This is a genomic window from Tropicimonas sp. TH_r6, from assembly GCF_033101155.1.
GTDB lineage: Bacteria > Pseudomonadota > Alphaproteobacteria > Rhodobacterales > Rhodobacteraceae > Tropicimonas.
Window position 1 is genome coordinate 1 of sequence record NZ_JAWMPX010000011.1, and the last position, 18904, is coordinate 18904.

The window sequence follows — 18904 nt, forward strand, 5'->3', positions numbered from 1 at the left end:
GGGGGCATTCCAGTCACTTCCAGGTGCAGGAGCTAGTGTTCCAGGTTGTCGACCTTCTGTTCGAGGCGAAGGGGCAGGGTGGCACGCGGAGCTCGGATCATGTTCAGGACGTGCTGAACTTCATCGAGAGGAACCTGCACAAGCGCGTCACGTTGGAAAGGGCCGCCGATTTTGCCCATATCAGCCCCTGCTACCTGAGCCGTCTGTTCCGTAAGGAGATGGACGCGAACTTCGTCTCCTACATACGGGAACGGCGCATCACGCGGGCCAAGGACCTTTTGGCCAGCAGTGACCTGCCAATCGGTAATATCGCACTCGACCTCTCCTTCAACGACGCGAACTATTTCTGCAAGGCGTTCAGGAAGGAAGTGGGCCTGTCCCCGTCGGAATACAGACGCAGCATGTCAGATACGAAGGACCGCGACGGCCATTCGGCGCAGACACGGTGACGGGTCTTTCAAGAGCTGCAGGTCGGTTCGGGACGACCACATTAGGACGGGACACTCCGCTGTGCTTCACGCTGCGAGACAGAGACAGATCCATGGGGTTCCGGGGCGATTTCGATCCAGGTTGAGAGGATCAGAAGCTATTCCCGATCCATCCGATCGCTCTTTCAGGGCTCCGGATTGGCAGCCATGACCCGCCTTGCTGTTTCCTCGATCCGATCTCGCAGCCAGATATGGGCGGGGTCGTTCGTGCTCCGTTGATGCCATGTCATGAAAATCGTCACGGGATCTGAGGGTTTGGGAAGTGGCGCCATGTCGAATTCGGCCAGCGCGGCGCGTTTCATGAGATCTATTTCTGTTGCCAGCAAATTCGTGCCCCTGAGGAAGGCCGGCATCGCATTGAAGTTTGGCACGGAGACATGGGCGTCCCGGATCCGGGACGTGTCGATTCCGGTCAGCGCCCGCAGGGAGGTTCCGCCATCCGGAAAACGAACCGTCAGGCGGTCTGCGGCGCAGTACTCCTCCCAGGTTCTCGGTGGCTTTCGTATCGAGCCGTCATAGAAGCACATCATGCGACCATGCAGGATCGCCTTTTGCAGGATGTCGGTGGTATCAGGTGGAAACGGGGTCAGGGCGAGGTGACATCTTGCGTCGCGCATCATGCCCGGCGCCGGGTGGCCGGAAGGAATGAACTCGAACGCGACGCTGATTCCCTCCTGCGTCAGGTCGCGCAGCAGACTGGGAAAGATCAGGTCGCGCTGCAGATCGTTTGCGGCGACGATAAATGACATTTCCTCTTCTCGCGGGTCGAACGGCCTCAGATCGGCGAGGCCCTGCAGGTCGTCGAGGATCGTCCGAACCCTGGGTTGCAGAGCCAGGGCGCGCTCCGTCGGCACCATCTTCTGACCGGAGCGAACGAAGAGCGGGTCGTCGAAGATGGCTCGGAGACGGCCGAGAGCATGGCTCACCGTGGATTGCTGCAACCCAAGCCGCAAGGCGGCCCCTGAGACCGAGCACTCCTCATGGATCTTCAGGAACGTGTTGAGCAGCTGCCAGTCAAGCGACGCGAAATCGATGTTTTTCATATCCACTATCGATACCCATCGATTGCACCGTGGCAAAGGGGGGCTAGGGTCGAAGCCGATGATGGGACGTTTTCTCCGCATGTCGGCATCGAATGGCAATCGGGCTTCGAGCGTTCCGGGGGCGGCGGCCCGAGAACACAGTGTCAGTGTTGTCTCGTTTGGCGGGTGAAAACGCGGATGTCACAAAGGGATTGAACTGAATTTGGCGCCACCGGACGGAGGGCCGCACGGTCCCATCGGGCTGTCATTCCCGCCAGCGCTCGGATCTTGCGCGGCGATCGATACGGCCTCGATGGAAAGTCGGGTGTCGAAATCTGAAGAAAAATGCGCTTGCCGACCGGCGGGCACTCGCCCTTCGGTTGTTTTGAGTTACAGTCATCAGGGGTTGCGCATTGCAGGCCCATCGGGAGGAGAAAAAAACGTGATCTGGAAACTTTCGCGAGCGACAGCGCTGGCAGCAGCGGTCTGTGTCGCAGGTCTTGCCTCGGCGCAGGATGTACCAAGGATGGAAATGACGACGGAGTTCCCGGAAGGGATCACCACGCCGGACAATATCCAAACGCGGGTCGGGGAACTGAACTTCTTCGACGGTGTCCCGGATACGGAATCCGCGCAGAAGATCTACAACCTTCTGGACTTCACCCACGCCTATCAGACGGTTCTCGACGGGACCAAGATCGCGTCGATGGAAGGCCTGCGCACGGGTATCCTCGAGTTCGGACCCGCCAACACCACGGCCATCCTGTTCGAAGGCCTGATGGATTCGCGCGCGCTGTTCCTCACCGCCAACACCACCAGCGTCTACATGATGTCCTGGCTCGAACTCGGCGATGAACCGATGGTCATCGAGACGCCGCCGAATGTTCTCGGTTTTCTCAATGACGCCTGGTTCCGTTATGTGACCGACTTCGGAAATCTCGGACCGGATGAAGGGCAGGGGGGCAAGTTCCTGATCCTGCCGCCGGGACATGAGGGCGACGTGCCGGAGGGCTATCATGTCGCGCAGACGAACACCTATGGGAACTGGGTCCTGTGGCGCGGCTACCAGGAGGATGGAACGACAGACAAGGCCGTTTCCCAGACCAAGGAGCGCTTCAAGATCTATCCGCTTTCGCAGGCCGAGAACCCGCCGGAGATGACCTTCGTCAATGTCTCGGGCAAGCTCTTCAACACGATCCACCGGATGGATGTGGAGATCTTCGACGAGATCAACGCAGTGGTCCAGCGTGAGCCGCTGATGGGGGAACGTCCGGAGCTGTTGGGCCATCTCGCGGCCATCGGCATCGTCAAAGGGCAGGAGTTTGCGCCGGATTCGCGGATGCAGCCGATCCTGGAAGCCGCCGCCGCCGCAGGGGCCGTGACCGTCAAGACCATCATTTCGAAACCGCGCGATGAGCGCTTCTACTGGTATCCCGGCGAAAGCTACTGGCAGACGGCCTTTCCCGGCGGTGCCTATACCTGGGAGATCGACGGTGTGACGGTCCATGATATCCGGGCGGCCTTCCATTTCTATGCAACCGGCGTGACACCGGCGATGGCGTTGAAAGCGGTTGGCAAGGGGTCGCAATACGCCTTCACCTATCGGGATTCGAACGGAAATCCGCTGGATGGTGGCAAGACCTACAAGGTGAACGTCCCCGCCGATGTCCCGGCCGAGGATTTCTGGTCCTTCACGCTCTACGACAACCAGACCCGGTCGATGCTGCAGACCGATGATCAATTCCCGGCCATTGGCAGCAATGACAGCGACGTGGTCCAGAACGAGGATGGATCCTACGATATCTATTTCGCGCCCGAAGCTCCGGAAGGCAAGGAAAGCAACTGGGTTCAGACAGTGCCGGGAAAGGGCTGGAACACGATCTTCCGGCTCTATGGTCCGCTTGAGCCCTGGTTCGATCAGACCTGGCGCCCGGGCGATATCGAACTGATGAGCTTTGCGAGCAGCGGGGACGAGTGCAACTGTGGTGGCGCCGAAGCCAAGCAGTGATCGACAAAATCGTTTGGAGCGGCCTCGGGCGGCTCCAAGCCCTTCTGAAACCTTGGATCGGGCGTTCGTGCATTTTCTGCCGAGCGCCCGCTCTCTAGCCGGGGGGGATTACGGCAGTTCTATTGCTCGCGAGCTCCTTCCGAGGGACGGCGCGAGCACAGGGGCCATCATGAGGCAAACCGGCGGTTGCCGATGCCACACGCACGTCACCGCACATGCAGCCGAGCTTTGATGTACTCCCTGAAGTACTTCACGAAATCCAAATGAGATCCCCCGTAATACCCACGCCATTGTTGACCCAGAAAGACATCGGCGTCTTCCATGTATCCGTTGCCACCATGCGGAAATGCAGTGAGTTCTCCAAAAACAGGGCCATCGGTCGATGCGTATAAATCCACACGCACAAAGGAGTTCATATGGGCTGAAATCTTCTTCGCCATGCGCAACATCTCATCAAAGTATGAAGGCAGTTCAATTTCTTCCTTGCAGTGCCTTTGAGTGGAGATGAACCGATATTCGAACGGGCTGCGATCTTCCTTCAAAAACCAGTGTCTATTCTTGGTCTGATCTTTCCTGTGATTCCGTTCGACGATATGGATGAAGGCACACCGGCTGCCGAAGTTGTAAAACTTGAAATCACGCGGAAGCCCCCTCCTGTTGGAATAATCGGTGACAAGCTCCTCCACGATAACCTTGGAGTTGGTGATCACTTCATGCTTCACAAAGCTTTCTAGAATCTGCTTCCGGGTGACCGGTTGGTTGTCCAGAATTTCCCAACCATCCTTGATACAGAAAACACCGCGGTTCCCATTGCCATTGACGGGTTTGACAACACAGGAACGTGGGAGGTCTTCAACTTCGGGCAGGTCGTCGATAGAATCGAACCTGAAATACACCTCTGGTCCCTGCAGGCCGAACTTGGAAACAAATTGGCGGCCAGCTTCCTTGTTGAAGAATGGCTTCATCCAGTTCTGCGGAGTTCTTCTCCTCAGTTCCCGTATGGACTGAATTTGGTCGGACAGCTTTAGCTCGGGCATTGAAGATCCTTGTCACATCCCGCAGGTCGTTGGGCCGTTTCTTTAACAGCATTGGATTGTTTTTGAACCCTTTTTCACGGCGTTCCAAGGGCGGCTTGCCATTTGCCGCAAACGGCTGTCAACGTCATCCAAAGGCTGCGATCCACGCAACCTCCTGGTCCGATTCCGGCGACCCCCTCTCTCTTGACAGGGCATCCGCGACCTCCGCAAGTTGCACGCCGGGGCCTCCTATCTCCGCAGCCCGCCACCTCTGCCGCCGCCGCTCGGCCTGCTTCCAGACGGGCGCGACCGCTGCGGGCTGGCCTTCCTTGGGGCGGATTTCTGCATCGATCGCTGGTTCGCCTTTTGGCGTGCCTGGCTGTCCCGCTGCACGTTGGACGGCGCCCGTTGTTTGGTTTGTGGCCTGCTTTGCTGCGTGCGTGCAGGCGCTTTCGCTGCGGGTTGCGTCGAAGGTCGGTTCACCTGCGGAAGGTTGGATGGTTTTCGGGTCGGTGTATTCCCGGTCGCCGGGCGATTTGCGCCGGTTGCGGGGCGGTCTGCGCCAGCCGCAGGGCGGTTTGTGCCAGCCGCGGGTTGGTTCGGTCGGGATCCTGCAGGCCTGTTTTGAATGGCGCCAGCAGCCACGCCAGCCGCGGCCCCCGCTGCAGCCGCACCGCCTGCGCGGTCCTGCAGGGCAGATGCACCACCTGCGCGGTCCTGAAGGGCCGAGGCGCGGTCCGATCCACGGATTTCGCTCCGTTCGGGCGGAGCGACTCCACCCCAGCCGTCACCATCCCATTTCTGCCATTCGTCCCCGGATTTGCGGTAGACGCTGCCGTCGTTTCCGGCGAGCACGTTTCCACGGCGACCGGAGACCGCGAAACCGGTCCCCTTGGTGCTGTCCCACTTCACGCCACGGCCCTTGTCCGTCGATCCGCCGGAGATCTTTCCGACCTCCGGACCCTTGCGAATGACGGCCGATCCCCAGCTTCCATAAGCGCCGTTGCCGCCCCGCGCGACCACGCCGGCCTTGTTCGCCGGAGAGCCCGCAGCGATGAAGCCACGCTGGCCGTTATCGCCCCAGGCGCGTGCGCCGCGTGCGTAGTTTCCATTGGTCGGGTTGAAGACCGACGTTGCGGCCAGTCCGCGATAGGGGCCGTAGCCATAGCCGTATCGACCATATGCGCCCCGGGCCGGGTTGTAATAGGCGCGCGAGCCGAACGTGATCGGGCGCGGGTAATACACGGGATAGCGGCTGTACCGGTAGTACGGACGATAGCGCCAGCCGGTGCCGTAGACCAGAACGCCCCAGGCGAGGAAGGACCACCAGTACCCCGGATGGTAGCGGTAGTAGACGCGCATCGGGCTGCTCTCGTAGATGCGGACATAGGTGGTGTTGTAGGCCGAGGAGCTGGGCGGAATCTCGTAGATTGCCTCGGGCACGCTCTCGGCGATCTCCCACGGTCCTTCCGGCGAGCTGGACGTGAACCAGATGCCGTCGAGGATCAGGAAATAGGCCGCACCGACCTGTATCACCTGGCTTTCGGTGTTGGCCGCAAGCTTGAGATCGGTTTCTTCGATCGGCTCGAAGACCGGCTCGCCATCATAGACAACCGTCGGCATCTCGATCATGTCGCGGCTGACTTCGACCACCTCCGGGATGGACGCCCGCAGCCTTGCCTCCTTGGCCTCCGACGTATCGGGAACGGAGGCGCGCACGGAGTAATACGGAACGTCATCCGGAATAGCGAGGAAGTCCGCCGGGAGGTCTTCGGTCGCGAAAGTCCATGGCCCATCCAGTGACGGCGCGCTGAACCAGCGCCCGGAGACAAGGTAGTAATACACGCCCGAGGACTTGAGCCGGAACACGTCCGATTCCGAGTTTGACATCCATTCCAGATCTCCGCCCGGGACATCTTCGTAAACCGGCGGGCCATCGCTGTTGATCAGTTCGGCCGGCGCATCGGCATAGAACACCTCCGGGGTGGCGTCGTCATAGGGGGTGCCCGGCACGGCCGCCTTCGCGTCGTCCCAGGAGCCGTCATCCGGCAGCGCGGACAGGGCCTCGGGAAGCTCTTGCGTCGCCTCCCAGGGGCCTGTGATCTCGGCGGCCGTGAGCCAATGTGTTTCGTCGCGGAGATAGAGCGTGCCGTCGGTGCGAAACAGGTCCCAGTTGGTATTGACGACGAATTCCGCCGTCGATGTGCCGCCAACCGGTGCGAAGACGGGCTCGCCATCGGTCATCAGCAACCGCGACGGACCGTCGGAGATGAAGACGGTCGGGGCATCGAAGGTCAGGCCATCAACATCCGTCTGTTCATCGATATCCGCCAGTTTCGCCGCGACCCGTTCGGTTGGCACAAGGATCTCGCCTGTTGGCAGAAGGTCGCCCACATCGACAGACAGGGCGCTCACTGCCTCTCGGCCCAAGGTGCCGAAATCCACCCGCGAAATGGTCGGGTCGGACATGGCAACGGCATCCGGATCGTCGGTGCGGCGCAGTTTGACGGCAAGCCCGATGACGCCGAAGACGGGTTCCGCCTCGGCCGAACGGTAATACTCGGCCGCGATCAGAGCTTCGAGATTCTCGACCGAGTCCCATTCGGAATATTGCGGCTCGTGCAGGACGATGAAGCTGCCATCGGACAGGTCAAACGCGCGCGGCCAGCCAAGGTCGTCTTCCGCCTCGGCCAATTGCAGGTATTTGCCACTGGAAAAGCCTGTCTGGCCCTCGAATTCGACCGCGCACCAGCTTCCGGACTCGTCACAATCGGACAGGTCGACCTCTGCGCCCTCCGGGATGGTTCCGATTGTCCCGTAGGATGTGCCGGGTCCGGAGCGAAAATTGACGTTCGCGGTGGTGAATGCGGGCTGCGAGAACACCGACGTTGTTGTCAGGACGACAATCATTCCGGAAGCAACAAATCTCTGCACGAATTGTCCTTTCTGGGCTTTGAAGGCACGAAAGGCCTCCGGTGGTTCGGCTCCGAAAGAGTCGCCGGGGCCCTGTTCAGGATGGGCCCGGTCGGCGCGAGTCGTCGCGCCCACAGGTCCTGAAATGGCCTTTGAAATCACATCACCCGCCTTCGGCTTAAAAAACAAGTGCAGATATTTCCAATCGGGCACGTCATCATGTCGACCACTCGGCACGCAGTGCGGCAACTCGATCTTGATAGCCCCAGCTCCACAGCCGGTTGAAACACCGGTCCTGTCGCGCAGCGACCCGGTGGCGGGCCTTGACTGTGCCAGAGCGGCGCTCGCCATTTGCGGGCCGATCATCCGTCCCGAATTGAGCCAGTGCGGGAGATCGAGCGTCTTCTCGAATTCAACGACAATGCTGGCTCCCGGCGTGCCCCTTGCACGGGGGGGAGGACCATGACGTCTGTCCTGAATAAGACGGGGTCGTGTGGGGCGGGGTGCGTCATCCGGGCCTATGGTTGGCGACATGCCATCTCTTGACATATGACTTATGTCATAAGATAAGACTCCTGCGCTTTCCAGAGCGACTTTGCCGGCGGGAGGAGCCGGCTAACGGAGGAACCCAACATGAAAAATGCAATCGTCGCCGTCTCGGCGGGCGTATTCGCACTCTGTGGCCTGGCCGGTGCGGCACAGGCAGAATGGCCCGAACGGGCCGTCACGATCGTTGTTCCATGGTCCGCGGGCGGCGGAACCGACGCAACGGCACGCACCCTGGCCCAACAGCTCGAAGAGCGCTTCGGCCAGCCCTTCAACGTCGTCAACCGCACCGGCGGCGGCGGCCTTGTGGGCCATATCACTATCGCCAACGCCCCGGCCGACGGCTACACGCTGGGCGTCATCACCATCGAGACGACGATGTACAAGGCGCAGGGCATCCCCGGCGCAGAACCTGAAAACTACACCCTGATCGGTCGCTTCAACGCCGATCCGATCGGCATCAATGTCCGCGCCGACGCGCCCTACGAGACGGTCGAGGATCTTGTCGAATACGTGAAGGCCAATCCCGGCGAGATCAAGGCGTCCGGCGCCAATCGCGGTGGTCTCTCGCACCTAGCCTGGGTCGGGTTGCTCAAGGAACTGGGAAGCGACACCGAGGCCAGCCCCTGGGTCGCATCCGCAGGTTCCTCTCCCGCGATGCAACAGCTCGCCGCTGGCGCCATCGACGTCGTTTCCACCTCGCCCGCCGAGGCGCGTACATTGGTCGAGGCCGGCGAAGCCAAGACACTTGCGGTGATCTCCGGTGAACGGACCGAAGTCTTCCCCGACCTTCCGACGACCGACGAGGTCTTCGGCATCAAATGGTCGCCGTTGCCGTTCCGCGGCCTCGCCGGTCCCGCTGATCTGCCCGAGGAAGTGACCTCGACGCTGTCGAGCGCGCTGGCGGAGATCACGGCCGATCCGGACTTCAAGGAGTTCATGGCCTCGCGCGGCTTCTCGGTCGCCTACCAGGACGCCGCCACCTTCACGGACACCGTCATGACCTCCCGCACCGGGCTGGTCGAGGCGATGAAGGCCGTCGGCCTGGCCGTCGAAGAGAAGTGACGGGAGGGCGCCGTGCGTATCGATGACAGGCTTGTCGGGCTGTTCTTTTCGCTTCTCGGCCTGGCGACGATCCTCGCCGCGCGGCGCCTTTCCTCCGTCCCGGGCACGACCTATGGGCCGGATCTCATGCCAATCCTGATCGGGCTTGGCATGATGGGCTTCGGCCTCAAGATCCTCTGGGCGGGCGTGGCCGCTGCCGGCACCGCCCCCTGGATCGACCTGAGCGCCTGGAATGGCCGCACACGCGGCGTCCTCAGTGCGGTCTGGACCATCCTGGGCGTGGCCGCCTCCATCCCGTTGCTGGACACGCTCGGCCTGCCGCTCTACGGGCTGCTCTTCTGCCTGCCGCTGATGATCCTCGCCCGAGCGCGCCTCATCGTCGCCGTCCCTGCCGTGTTGGGAACGGTCCTCGTCGCGCAGTTCGTCTTCGGCGAAATGCTGCATGTGCCGCTACCGGCCGGCCTGATCCCGCTTCCCTGGTGAAATAGAGGTGCCCCCCAATGGACGCTGACACGTTCCTGACCGCCCTCGGCATCGTGATGCAGGCCGACGTCCTGCTGGCCGTTGCCGGCGGTGCGATCTACGGCCTCTTCATCGGCGCGGTCCCGGGTCTGACCGCCACAATGGCGACCGCGCTTCTGGTGCCCGTGACCTTCTACATGGCGCCGGTTCCCGCAATCGCCACCATCGTGGCCACGACCGCGATGGCGATCACCGCGGGCGATATCCCCGGCGCGCTGCTGCGCATCCCCGGCACGCCCGCCTCGGCGGCCTATGTCGACGAAGCCTATGCGCTGACCCTCAAGGGCAAGGCCGAACTGGCCATGTCGATCTCGATCTTCTTCTCTGCGTGCGGCGGCCTCGTGGGGGCGCTGGCGCTGCTCGTCATCGGCCCGGCGCTGGCGCGCATCGCGCTCAACTTCTCCAGTTTCGAATTCTTCTGGCTGGCCATGCTGGGGTTGATGACCTCGGCGCTGGTCTCCTCGCGCGACCCGGCGCGCGGCTTCATCTCGCTGCTCATCGGCCTGCTGATCGCCACCGTGGGGCTCGACGTGACCTCCGGCCAGCCGCGTTTCACATTCGGCTCGGTCGAACTCATGGGCGGGGTGAGCTTCATTCCCGTGATGATCGGCATGTTCGCCTTCGCCGAGATCCTGCGCGGATATTCCTCCAATGCGACCCTTCCGCCACCTCCCAAGCTCGGCGCAGCGCGGCCCTACAAGGGCATCGGCAGGTTGTTCAAGCGCTACCCGTTCAGCTTCCTGCGCGGCGTGACGCTTGGCACATCCGTCGGCGCACTGCCCGGGGTTGGCGGCGATGTTGGCGCCTGGATCGCCTATGGCATGTCCCGCCGTTTCTCCAAGACGCCTGAGAAATACGGAACCGGGCACGAGGAAGGTCTCGTGGAAGCGACCTCCTGCAACAATGCGGGCCTCTCCTCGGCCTGGATCCCCGCGCTTGTCTTCGGCATCCCCGGCGACGCCGTGACCGCCATCGCCGTCGGCGTGCTCTTCATGAAAGGCCTGAACCCCGGCCCGCGTCTCTTCGCCGAGAACCCCTCGATGCCGACCGCGATCATCATGACCTTCTTCCTGGCAAACCTGCTGCTCATCCCGCTGGGCTATCTCGCCATCCGCTCCGCCCGCCACATCCTGGCCGTGCCGCGCGCGGTGATCGTGCCGATCATCCTGATTTTCTCCATCGTCGGCAGCTTCGCCATCAACAACACGATGTTCGGCGTCGGTGTCATGCTCGCCGCGGGCCTCGCCGGGTACCTTCTGGAAGAGAATGGCTTCCCCATCGCGCCCATCATCCTCGGGCTGGTGCTCGGGCCGGTGCTGGAGCGCAACTTCATCATGTCGATGCAGATCGCCGACGGCAATCTTCTCGGCTTCTTCGAACGCCCAATTGCCGCCGTGCTCGGCGTGGTGGTCTGCCTGCTGCTGCTTCTGCCGCTCCTGCGCGGGCTGGTGCGCTGGCGTGGCCGTGCGGCGAATGCCTCCTGAAGCTCCAAGGGCTTCTCAAGATACAAGGAAAGCGAGACGATCATGGAAAATCCGTTCAGCGTCAAAGACAAGGTTGCCATCGTTACCGGGGGCCTCGGCCAGCTCGGCACGCAATTCACCACCTCGCTTGTCGAGGCCGGCGCCAAGGTGGCGATCTTCTCCCGCCGCCCCTTCTCTCGCGAACAGATCGCGGAGAAATATGGCGACATGGCCGACAGCGTCCGGGTCTACGAGGCCAGTGTGCGCGACAAGGCGGCGCTGGAAGCGGCGACGGAACAGCTTATCGCCGATTGGGGCGTGCCGCATATCCTCGTCAACAATGCAGGCATCGATTCCAAGCCCGATGGCGGCGCCGAGCAGAACGCGCCCTTCGAGGTCTATCCGCAGAAATTCTGGGACGAAATCATCGACACCAACCTGACCGGCGTCATGCTGACAACGCAGGTCGTCGGCTCGAAAATGGCCGAAGCCGGTCGCGGGTCGATCATCATGGTGGGTTCGATGTATGGCATGGTCTCGCCCAACCAGGCGCTCTACGCCTATCGCGAAGAGCGTGACGGAGAACCCTTCATCAAGGCAATCTCCTATGCGGCCTCGAAATCCGGCCTTGTGAACATGACCCGCTATCTCGCGACCTACTGGGCGAAAAAAGGCGTCCGGGTGAACCTCGTGACCTTCGGCGGCGTCAAGACCGGCAGTTTCGACAAGGAGTTCATCGATGCCTTCCTCGAACGCGTTCCGATGGGGCGGCAGGCCGAGATTGAGGAATTCGGGCCGATCGTGCAGTTTCTTGGCTCCGAGGCTTCGAGCTATATGACGGGAGCCAATCTCGTACTTGATGGAGGATTCACGGCGTGGTGACACCGAAGGACTTGCGCAAGCCGCCGGCACGGGAGCGTCTGCACGCGTCCGTCGCCGAGGAGTTGGAAGAACAGATACTCGCGGGCGAGCTTTCCGTCGGTGACAGGCTTCCCGCCGAAAGTGCGATTGCGCAATCCTTCGGCGTCTCGACCAGGTCGGTGCGGGAGGCGATACAGGTGCTGGAGACCAAGGGCCTTGTGCGGCGCCGGCATGGTGAGCGCACGGTGGTCGTGCGCAATGACGTGTCGCAGTTTCTTGGCACTCTGGCGACCAGCCTGCACCAGCTTTTCGCCTCCGATCCGGGTTATCTGCGTCAGCTCATGGATGTGCGGCGGATGATCGAGGTGGAGGTTGCCGAGAGCCTTGCCCATCGAGAGGAACCGATCGGGCCAGCATTCTCCCGAGCGCTGGCCGAGCTTCGCGCGGCCGCCGATTCCGACGATCACGAGCTCTTCGCCGAACGCGACGCGGATTTTCATGCCGCGCTCGTGGCGTCGGCTGATAATGCCATTCTGACCGAGCTCTATCGCCATCTCTTCGATCTGATCATCAGCGTCATTCGGGTGTCCAGCCGGGTGCCGAGCAAATCCCTGGAGCGGGCTTACGAAGAACACGCCCGCATCCACGACCGGATCGCTTCGCGCGATCCCGCCGCCGCCGCAGACGCGGTGCGCGAGCATATCGACAACAGCGCCGCCTATCTCGAAATCGCACTCAGGCAGCCGCAGGAAAAGGACGACTGAGATGGAAAAGTTCGACTACTCGGACACCGACTGGGACGCCATCGAGCGCCTGAAGAAATGGTATTCGGGCGATGTGCATGACAGCATGGAGAGCCTCGGCCTCTGGGGCTACCTGCCGGGCCTTTCGCTTTTTGGCGCGCTGGAACCCGGCGCCGTGGTCTGCGGGCCGGCCGTGACGGTGCTGTTTGGCCCGTCTCAGCGGCGCGGCATGCCGCAAGATGTCTATCACAATGCCATCGATTGCGCGCCCGAAGGCGGGATCATGGTGGTCGAGGCATCCTGCGCCGCGGGGTCCTGTACGGGCGGGCTGATGTCCACCGGCGCCAAGACCCGCGGACTGGTCGCGACCATCGTCAACAGCACCGTCCGTGACATCGCCGAGGTCCGCGAGATGGGATATCCGCTCTTTGCGGCGGGTCTCAGCCCGGTCGGGGTCACCGGCAAGAAGGAACCGAGGGAAAGCCAGGTCCCGATCACCATCGGCGGCGTCACGATCCGCCCGGGCGACGTGATCTTCGCCGATATCGACGGTGTCCTGGTCATTGCGAAGGACAAACTCCTATCCGTGGTCGAGGCGGCTGAAGCCCTCGGTAAGGACGAAGCCGCCTGCCGCGACCGGCTGCTCGCGGGGGAGAAGCTGCAATCGGTCTGGCCGGCGGCCTGACAGGAGCCAATCGGGAGCAAGAGGTGTGCCCGGCGGTGTCGGGTCAACCTCGATGGCTGCCTTCCGGGGCAGGATACAGGGGGAACGACGCCGGGGTGGCCGTGATTGGAGGCCAGGGCGTTTTCTCTTGTTGGCAACGCAAGCGGGACGTTGCCGGTCTACGTTTCAGCTAAAACGTCCTCCGAGGGCGACATTCAGGTTCACGAAATCCAGCGCAAGATTTCTGCGGTCTTCCGCAAGCCGGTTCTCCGCCGAGAGCGCGGCGCGTTCCGCGTCGAGCACCTGAAGGAAATCGGTTTGTCCCTTGATGTAGCCTTCACGGGCCAGCTCCAGCACGCGCGTCTGAGATATTGACGCCCGTTCCGTGGCCGCGACCGCATCTTCGTGGTTCTTCATCCCGAACAGGGCATTCTGGACGTCTTCGACCCCGTTCACGACCTTTTTCTTCCAGACCTCCAGCAGTTCTTCGGCCCGTGCAAGCGCCGCCCGCGCCCGGGCATTTCGCTCCGGAAGGTCGAACAGCGGAACGTCCAGTCCGGCCCGGATGAACCGCGACGGAAGGTCGGTGCCAAGAAGCAGGTCGTAATTGACCTGCACATTGCCGCTCAGAAACAGATCTGGATAGATCTGTGCCTCGGCGACACCGGCAAGCGCGAGCGCCTCCGCGTAGTCCCGTTCTGCCTTGCGAACATCCGGCCGGTTCCTGATCAGATCAGCGGGCACACCGGTCTGCACGAGATTGGTCCTGGCAACCGGTTGAGGCGCCTTGCGATCCAGACTGGGTCGAGGCAGTTGAGGCATTTCTCCAAGAAGGGCGATGATCCGATTCATCGACGTATGAAACAGGATCCTGAATTCCGGTTTCTGTGCGCGCGTGTTGTCCAGCAGGGCCTGCGCTTGCGCGGTCTCGAGTTCGCTTGCGCCGCCTTCGCCTGACAGGTTCTGCGTCGCTTCAAGGGTTTTCTCGCGAGATTTGGTCTCTGTAAGGTTGGTACGTATGAGTTCCTGCGCGAACCGCAGATCGACATAGGCCGTGATCACTTCTTCAATCAAAACGAGCCGCGCGACGTCTGCATCGGCATAGGCGGCGTCAAGTTTGTAGCCGGCCGCCTCCCGTTCCCGGCGAAGCTCGCCGAACAGGTCGAGCTTCCATGTGGCTTCGACCCGGCCGAATGCGGATTGGGTCTGCCCATCGCTGCTGTCGGCGATCTTGCCCTCCGAAACACGCGCGGACCCGCTGACCGGGTATCCAGCGCCGGCAGCGATGGCCCGGGCTTGTTCGATCCGTTTGAGCGCGGCCCGAACGTCCAGGTTCTGTCGCAAGCCGAGCTCGACGATCTGGTCGATTGCATCATCCTCGAACGCGGTCCACCAGGCTTGAGATCCACGGCTGCGTGATGCCGTCTCGGCGCTGGACGGAAAACGGGCGGGAAACTCCATCTCCGGTTGCTCGAAATCGGGACCGACCGTGCAGGCTGAAAGGCTTGCGCAGGCCAACCCGAGTAGTGTTTCTCTTCGCGACAACAACATATAGATCCAGTAGCAGGCCAAGGAATGCCGCCTCAATCCCAAAGGAAGATCGCGCGGCCTGTGTTGCCGCCGGAACGCGCTTTGAAACGCAGCGCAGGACCGGATCGGGTTCGGACCTCGATCCGATTTCACCGCCGAGCGCACGTCGACAACGCCCAGCCTGTCATCTAACGTGGCCGAACGCGCAAGACCCGTCATCCGCGACAAGTAGAAAAAGGATGTCCACGTGATCGAGGCCCCCCCAAAGCTGACAATTCGAAAAGATCTCCGCCGTCCGTCCGAAGCCCAGATTGCGGCTTTTCAAGGGGTCGCGACCGGGTTTGTTGTTGATGCCATGTTTGGCGCGGGGGCGCTTTCTCTCAACATCCAACCCCTGGGCGGTGGTCAGGATCTCGACTGCAATGCCGCAGGTACGGCGCTGACAGCGGAATGTGGGGCCGGTGACGTTCTTGCCGTCTTCGCGTCGTTGAAGTTCATTCGGCCGGGGGACGTGGTCGTGTCTTCGTTCGCGGCCCATTCTGGCTGTGCGGCGGGCGGAGATGGTCTGGTCGGAATGATGAAGAACTGCGGCGCGGCGGGGTTTGTCACCGACGGTCCGCTGCGAGATTATCCCGGGCTGGTTTCGGTCGGGTTGCCAGTCTGGTGTACCGGAATTACGCCCGCGTCGCCTCATATGTCCGGGCCCGGCGCCGTTGGATTTCCTATCCAGATTGGCGCTCAGGAGGTTGAAACCGGTGACATGATCGTGGCCGATCGGGATGGTGTGGTTGTCGTGCCGTTCGAGCGCCTCGATGAGGTGATTGAACAGCTCGAACGCATCAAGGCGGCAGAGCTCGCACAGGATCAGAAAGTCGTCGATGGGATGCGCGTTCCGGAATGGGTCGAGCACTTGTTGGCAAGTGATGAGGTCGCGTTCAGGGAGTGAGTGGTTGGCGGGGCAGGCCGCGGTCATCTCGGTCAGCGCTGTCACTGGCTGTCGAGCGGGCAGGGGACGTGTCATGGGACTGGATCACTGCAGGATGGCGTCTCGGCACCACCGAGACAGGTTGCGCCAGCGGAGCCTATGATCGAGAAGAAAACATGAATATGGTCACCTGACATCAACCACCCTGGCCCCGGCGCAACCGGGGCGTTCACGGCCTTGCATGGCGTGGGATCAAAGGAAGAGGGCACTCGGAATGCGTATCGGTCGGGTATTGTCCAGTGCACTCGCATGCGGCTTGCTGTTCGGCTGCACCAATGTTCCGTTCGATGCGCCGCGCGAGAGGTCTCTCTCCACGGATCTTCCGGTCTCCCGGCATGTCGGGACGCAGATCCAGCGCGAGATCGCAGCACATCCCGGTCAATCAGCCCTCGTTCCGCTGGTGGACGGGAACGACGCGCTCGGAGCGCGGCTGCGGATAATCGATGCCGCGGTGCATTCCATCGACATGCAGTATTTCCTGCTCAAACCGGACCTTGCTGGCGCGCTGATCACCTTGGCGCTGCTGGAGGCGGCCGAGCGCGGCGTTCGGGTTCGGGTCTTGCTGGACGACGTGTTCACGACAGCCAGCGATCGCCAACTCGCCTTGTTGGATGCCCACCCCGATGTCGACGTCCGGCTGGTGAACCCTCTGTCCCGCAACAGTATGAAAGTCTGGAATTTCCTGGTCGACTTTGGCCGCGTCAACCGACGCATGCACAACAAGTCGATGACGGTCGATCGCAGTATGGGGATCGTCGGCGGGCGCAACCTGGCCGACGAGTATTATCAGGTTGATGCGACGGCGGAGTTCACGGATTTCGACATGTTCGTGGCCGGCCCTGCTGTGCAGGATATCGCCGATCAGTTCGACATCTACTGGAACGATCCGCTCTCTGTTCCCTTGGGCGCGTTTGCGGCCAAGGAGGCGCCGAAGCTTGGTCAGATCCAGCAGGATCTCGAGGCCCGCGAGGCCGAGGCCCTGGCCGGGCTGTACCGGCGTGCGACCAACTCCCGCTATCTCGCCGACCTGCGCGCCGGCAAACACCGACCGTTTTTTGCCGATATTCGCGTGAGCAACGACATGCCGGACAAGCTGAAGGTCCCGGTTGCCGAGGGAGAACGGATTCTCGCCCAGGATCTCCTGAACGCGATGGCGGGCGCGCGCGAGGAAGTGCTGCTTGTAACGCCCTATTTCGTCCCGGAGGACTGGGGCGCGCGGTTCTTCACGGATCTGGCGGCGCGCGGGGTCCGGGTGCGGATCGTCACCAATTCCCTTGCCTCGACCAATCATGCCTATGTGCATGCAGGGTACAAGCGACACCGCAAGGATTTTCTCGCAGCGGGCGTCGAGCTCTACGAGATCCGTGCGGATGCGCTTGCCGTCTCCACGGGCGACGACACTGCCGCCAAGGTCACGATGCACACGAAGCTCGCGCTCGTGGACGGTCGAAAACTCTTTGTCGGATCGCTGAATTTCGACCCGCGTTCGATCAAGATCAACTCGGAATTCGGCATCTTCATCGACGATCCGACCCTTGGCGGAGAGTTCCAGCGGTCATTGATCAAGGCCCTTCCACCGCTGACCTACGTGGTTCGGCCGACGAGCGCGGGAAATCTTGCATGGGTCTACGATGACGGCGCGCGCAGGGAGGTCGAGTTCAGCGACCCGGGGGCAAGTGCCTGGAGGAAATTCGTTGCGACATTGACCGGGCTTCTGCCCGTCGAGGGGCAATTGTGAGGTGGCGCGCGGGAAAGGACATCCGACGATCGCACATCCCTGACGCTCCGGGACGGATGGATGCGAGGGCCCGGGTGGTATCGGCTCTCAAGGTGATCTCCAGGTGCTTCGGCCGCCCTGTCCCGGGGCGATCCGGGCGTGCGGACCCCACGGCGCCCTGCGCACGGCGCGTCTCCCTGGCGGTCCTGTCGTCATGTGTGCTGGCGTTTGGGCTCTCTGCTTGTGGTCCTCCCGAGCGTGCCCCCTACACCTTGCAGGATCTCGATGCGGCCGGCCCGTTATCGGCGCCCGCCGCACGGTTCTGGGCCGACAGCCCGGCGGAGGTCCAGGCACGCGCCTTCAGCGACGTCACGCCCGGCACCGATGGGCGCATCGACATCCTCGCGCTGTCCGGAGGCGGACCAGACGGGGCATTCGGCGCGGGCCTTCTGAGTGGCTGGACGAAAACCGGCACACGCCCGGTTCCGGAAATCGTGACCGGGGTGAGCATCGGGGCGGTCATTGCCCCGATCGCATTTCTCGGGTCACGCTACGACCCCATGTTGGCCGCGCTCTCCAAGGCGGATGCTGACGGCTTCAGGCTTGCGGTCAGCCCGACCTCGCTGGCCGGTGTGAGTGGCGTGTTCAGCGCGAGAAAGGTCGAGGCCTTCGTTCGCCAGGTGGTGACGCAGGACGTGGTTGACGAGATCGCCGCCGCCCATCTCGACGGACGCAGATTGTATGTCGCGACAGCAAATATCGATGCTCAAAGGATGGCAATCTGGGATATCGGCGCGATTGCCGCCTCAGGCTCGGACACCGCGCGTGAAACGATTGTCGACATCATCGTTGCGGCGGCGTCGATCCCCGCAGCCTTCCCGGCGCAACCGATCCGAACAAGATCGAACGGGAGGGAGTTGACCGAGCTGCATGTCGATGCCGGGACAATCGCGCAGGTCTGGATCCCGGACCCGGTCCTCGTCCGGAACGCGACGGGGCGGGCCGGAACAGTCTGGGCCGTGATGAACATCTCACTGGAGCCGGAGTTCAAGCTCAGTTCCGGCCGCGCCACGGACCTGTCCAAGCAGGCCATCGGCTCGGTGTTCAAATCCGCCGCCTATTCGGAACTCACCAAGGCGCATGCGAGATCGCGGCAAGCGGGGTATCGCTTCAACCTGGCCTATATCCGCGAGGGATGGCCCGAGGCCGAAAATGTCCTGAGTTTTGACCCTTTGCGCATGGAAGAGGTCTTCGAGTTTGCGTTTGACAGAACGTTGAATGACGAGGTCTGGACCGGATCGATCCCGGCGGCATACACCACGCCGTCGCCATAGCTCGGGGCAGGGTGGTGCCAGGGGGCA

At 62.3% G+C, this 18904-nt stretch carries 15 protein-coding genes; 11 read left to right on the forward strand and 4 right to left on the reverse strand.

What is annotated here, in order from left to right:
* On the forward strand, positions 1-449 hold a 449-nt coding region (locus tag R3X27_RS12150), incomplete at its 5' end, for an AraC family transcriptional regulator (RefSeq protein ID WP_317709128.1).
* Positions 450-613: 164 nt separating this feature from the next.
* Here R3X27_RS12150 and R3X27_RS12155 read toward each other — a convergent pair.
* Positions 614-1531: a LysR family transcriptional regulator gene (locus R3X27_RS12155; protein ID WP_317709129.1), complete on the reverse strand. Its 918-nt coding sequence runs from the start codon at positions 1529-1531 to the stop codon at positions 614-616.
* A 505-nt stretch (positions 1532-2036) separates the two neighbouring features.
* On the opposite strand from R3X27_RS12155, the gene R3X27_RS12160 reads away from it, so the two are divergent.
* Positions 2037-3518 carry a DUF1254 domain-containing protein gene (locus R3X27_RS12160; RefSeq protein WP_317709130.1) on the forward strand — a complete coding sequence of 494 codons (1482 nt, stop codon included), beginning with the start codon at positions 2037-2039 and terminating at the stop codon, positions 3516-3518.
* Positions 3519-3724: 206 nt separating this feature from the next.
* Here R3X27_RS12160 and R3X27_RS12165 read toward each other — a convergent pair whose 3' ends face one another.
* A complete protein-coding gene (locus R3X27_RS12165) occupies positions 3725-4555 on the reverse strand; it encodes an ATP-grasp fold amidoligase family protein (RefSeq protein WP_317709131.1) in 831 nt (276 codons plus the stop codon).
* A 228-nt stretch (positions 4556-4783) separates the two neighbouring features.
* Positions 4784-7468, reverse strand: a complete 2685-nt coding sequence (locus R3X27_RS12170; protein ID WP_317709132.1) for an SH3 domain-containing protein — start codon at positions 7466-7468, stop codon at positions 4784-4786.
* Positions 7469-8080: 612 nt separating this feature from the next.
* Here R3X27_RS12170 and R3X27_RS12175 point away from each other — a divergent pair.
* From R3X27_RS12175 to R3X27_RS12200, 6 genes are read left to right on the forward strand one after another with little or no spacing between them, the layout of a single operon-like run.
* A complete protein-coding gene (locus R3X27_RS12175) occupies positions 8081-9058 on the forward strand; it encodes a tripartite tricarboxylate transporter substrate binding protein (RefSeq protein ID WP_317709133.1) in 978 nt (325 codons plus the stop codon).
* 12 nt (positions 9059-9070) lie between these two features.
* Positions 9071-9541 carry a tripartite tricarboxylate transporter TctB family protein gene (locus R3X27_RS12180; RefSeq protein WP_317709134.1) on the forward strand — a complete coding sequence of 157 codons (471 nt, stop codon included), beginning with the start codon at positions 9071-9073 and terminating at the stop codon, positions 9539-9541.
* A 17-nt stretch (positions 9542-9558) separates the two neighbouring features.
* The gene (locus R3X27_RS12185; RefSeq protein WP_317709135.1) at positions 9559-11064 is read left to right on the forward strand and encodes a tripartite tricarboxylate transporter permease; all 1506 of its coding nucleotides are present in this window, start codon (positions 9559-9561) and stop codon (positions 11062-11064) included.
* Positions 11065-11106: 42 nt separating this feature from the next.
* Positions 11107-11925 (forward strand): SDR family oxidoreductase, encoded by an 819-nt coding sequence (locus tag R3X27_RS12190; protein WP_317709136.1) that lies wholly within the window; start codon positions 11107-11109, stop codon positions 11923-11925.
* On the forward strand, positions 11919-12668 hold the full coding sequence (locus R3X27_RS12195) for a FadR/GntR family transcriptional regulator (protein ID WP_317709137.1): 750 nt from the start codon (positions 11919-11921) through the stop codon (positions 12666-12668). Before R3X27_RS12190 ends, R3X27_RS12195 begins: the two co-directional genes overlap by 7 nt.
* A gap of 1 nt (position 12669) precedes the next feature.
* Positions 12670-13332 carry an RraA family protein gene (locus R3X27_RS12200; protein ID WP_317709138.1) on the forward strand — a complete coding sequence of 221 codons (663 nt, stop codon included), beginning with the start codon at positions 12670-12672 and terminating at the stop codon, positions 13330-13332.
* A gap of 165 nt (positions 13333-13497) precedes the next feature.
* On the opposite strand, the gene R3X27_RS12205 is transcribed toward R3X27_RS12200, so the two are convergent.
* Complete coding sequence (locus R3X27_RS12205) at positions 13498-15060, reverse strand: efflux transporter outer membrane subunit (RefSeq protein WP_317709257.1); 1563 nt, start codon at positions 15058-15060, stop codon at positions 13498-13500.
* Positions 15061-15088: 28 nt separating this feature from the next.
* Between R3X27_RS12205 and R3X27_RS12210 the strand changes: the two genes are divergently transcribed.
* The 3 genes from R3X27_RS12210 (at position 15089) to R3X27_RS12220 (ending at position 18877) form a co-directional block, all read left to right on the forward strand.
* Entirely contained in the window at positions 15089-15787 is a 699-nt protein-coding gene (locus tag R3X27_RS12210) for an RraA family protein (RefSeq protein WP_317709139.1), read from the forward strand.
* Positions 15788-16040: 253 nt separating this feature from the next.
* A complete protein-coding gene (locus tag R3X27_RS12215; protein ID WP_317709140.1) occupies positions 16041-17564 on the forward strand; it encodes a phospholipase D family protein in 1524 nt (507 codons plus the stop codon).
* Between the two features lie 251 nt (positions 17565-17815).
* Positions 17816-18877 carry a patatin-like phospholipase family protein gene (locus R3X27_RS12220; protein ID WP_317709141.1) on the forward strand — a complete coding sequence of 354 codons (1062 nt, stop codon included), beginning with the start codon at positions 17816-17818 and terminating at the stop codon, positions 18875-18877.
* Positions 18878-18904: the final 27 nt, after the last annotated feature.

Coding starts and splice junctions, on each gene's coding strand:
- R3X27_RS12155 (WP_317709129.1), bottom strand. CDS start 1,531: ATGAAAAACATCGATTTCGCGTCGCTTGACTGGCAGCTGCTCAACACG.
- R3X27_RS12160 (WP_317709130.1), top strand. CDS start 2,037: ATGGAAATGACGACGGAGTTCCCGGAAGGGATCACCACGCCGGACAAT.
- R3X27_RS12165 (WP_317709131.1), bottom strand. CDS start 4,555: ATGCCCGAGCTAAAGCTGTCCGACCAAATTCAGTCCATACGGGAACTG.
- R3X27_RS12175 (WP_317709133.1), top strand. CDS start 8,081: ATGAAAAATGCAATCGTCGCCGTCTCGGCGGGCGTATTCGCACTCTGT.
- R3X27_RS12185 (WP_317709135.1), top strand. CDS start 9,559: ATGGACGCTGACACGTTCCTGACCGCCCTCGGCATCGTGATGCAGGCC.
- R3X27_RS12190 (WP_317709136.1), top strand. CDS start 11,107: ATGGAAAATCCGTTCAGCGTCAAAGACAAGGTTGCCATCGTTACCGGG.
- R3X27_RS12200 (WP_317709138.1), top strand. CDS start 12,670: ATGGAAAAGTTCGACTACTCGGACACCGACTGGGACGCCATCGAGCGC.
- R3X27_RS12205 (WP_317709257.1), bottom strand. CDS start 15,060: ATGACGGGTCTTGCGCGTTCGGCCACGTTAGATGACAGGCTGGGCGTT.
- R3X27_RS12215 (WP_317709140.1), top strand. CDS start 16,041: ATGCGTATCGGTCGGGTATTGTCCAGTGCACTCGCATGCGGCTTGCTG.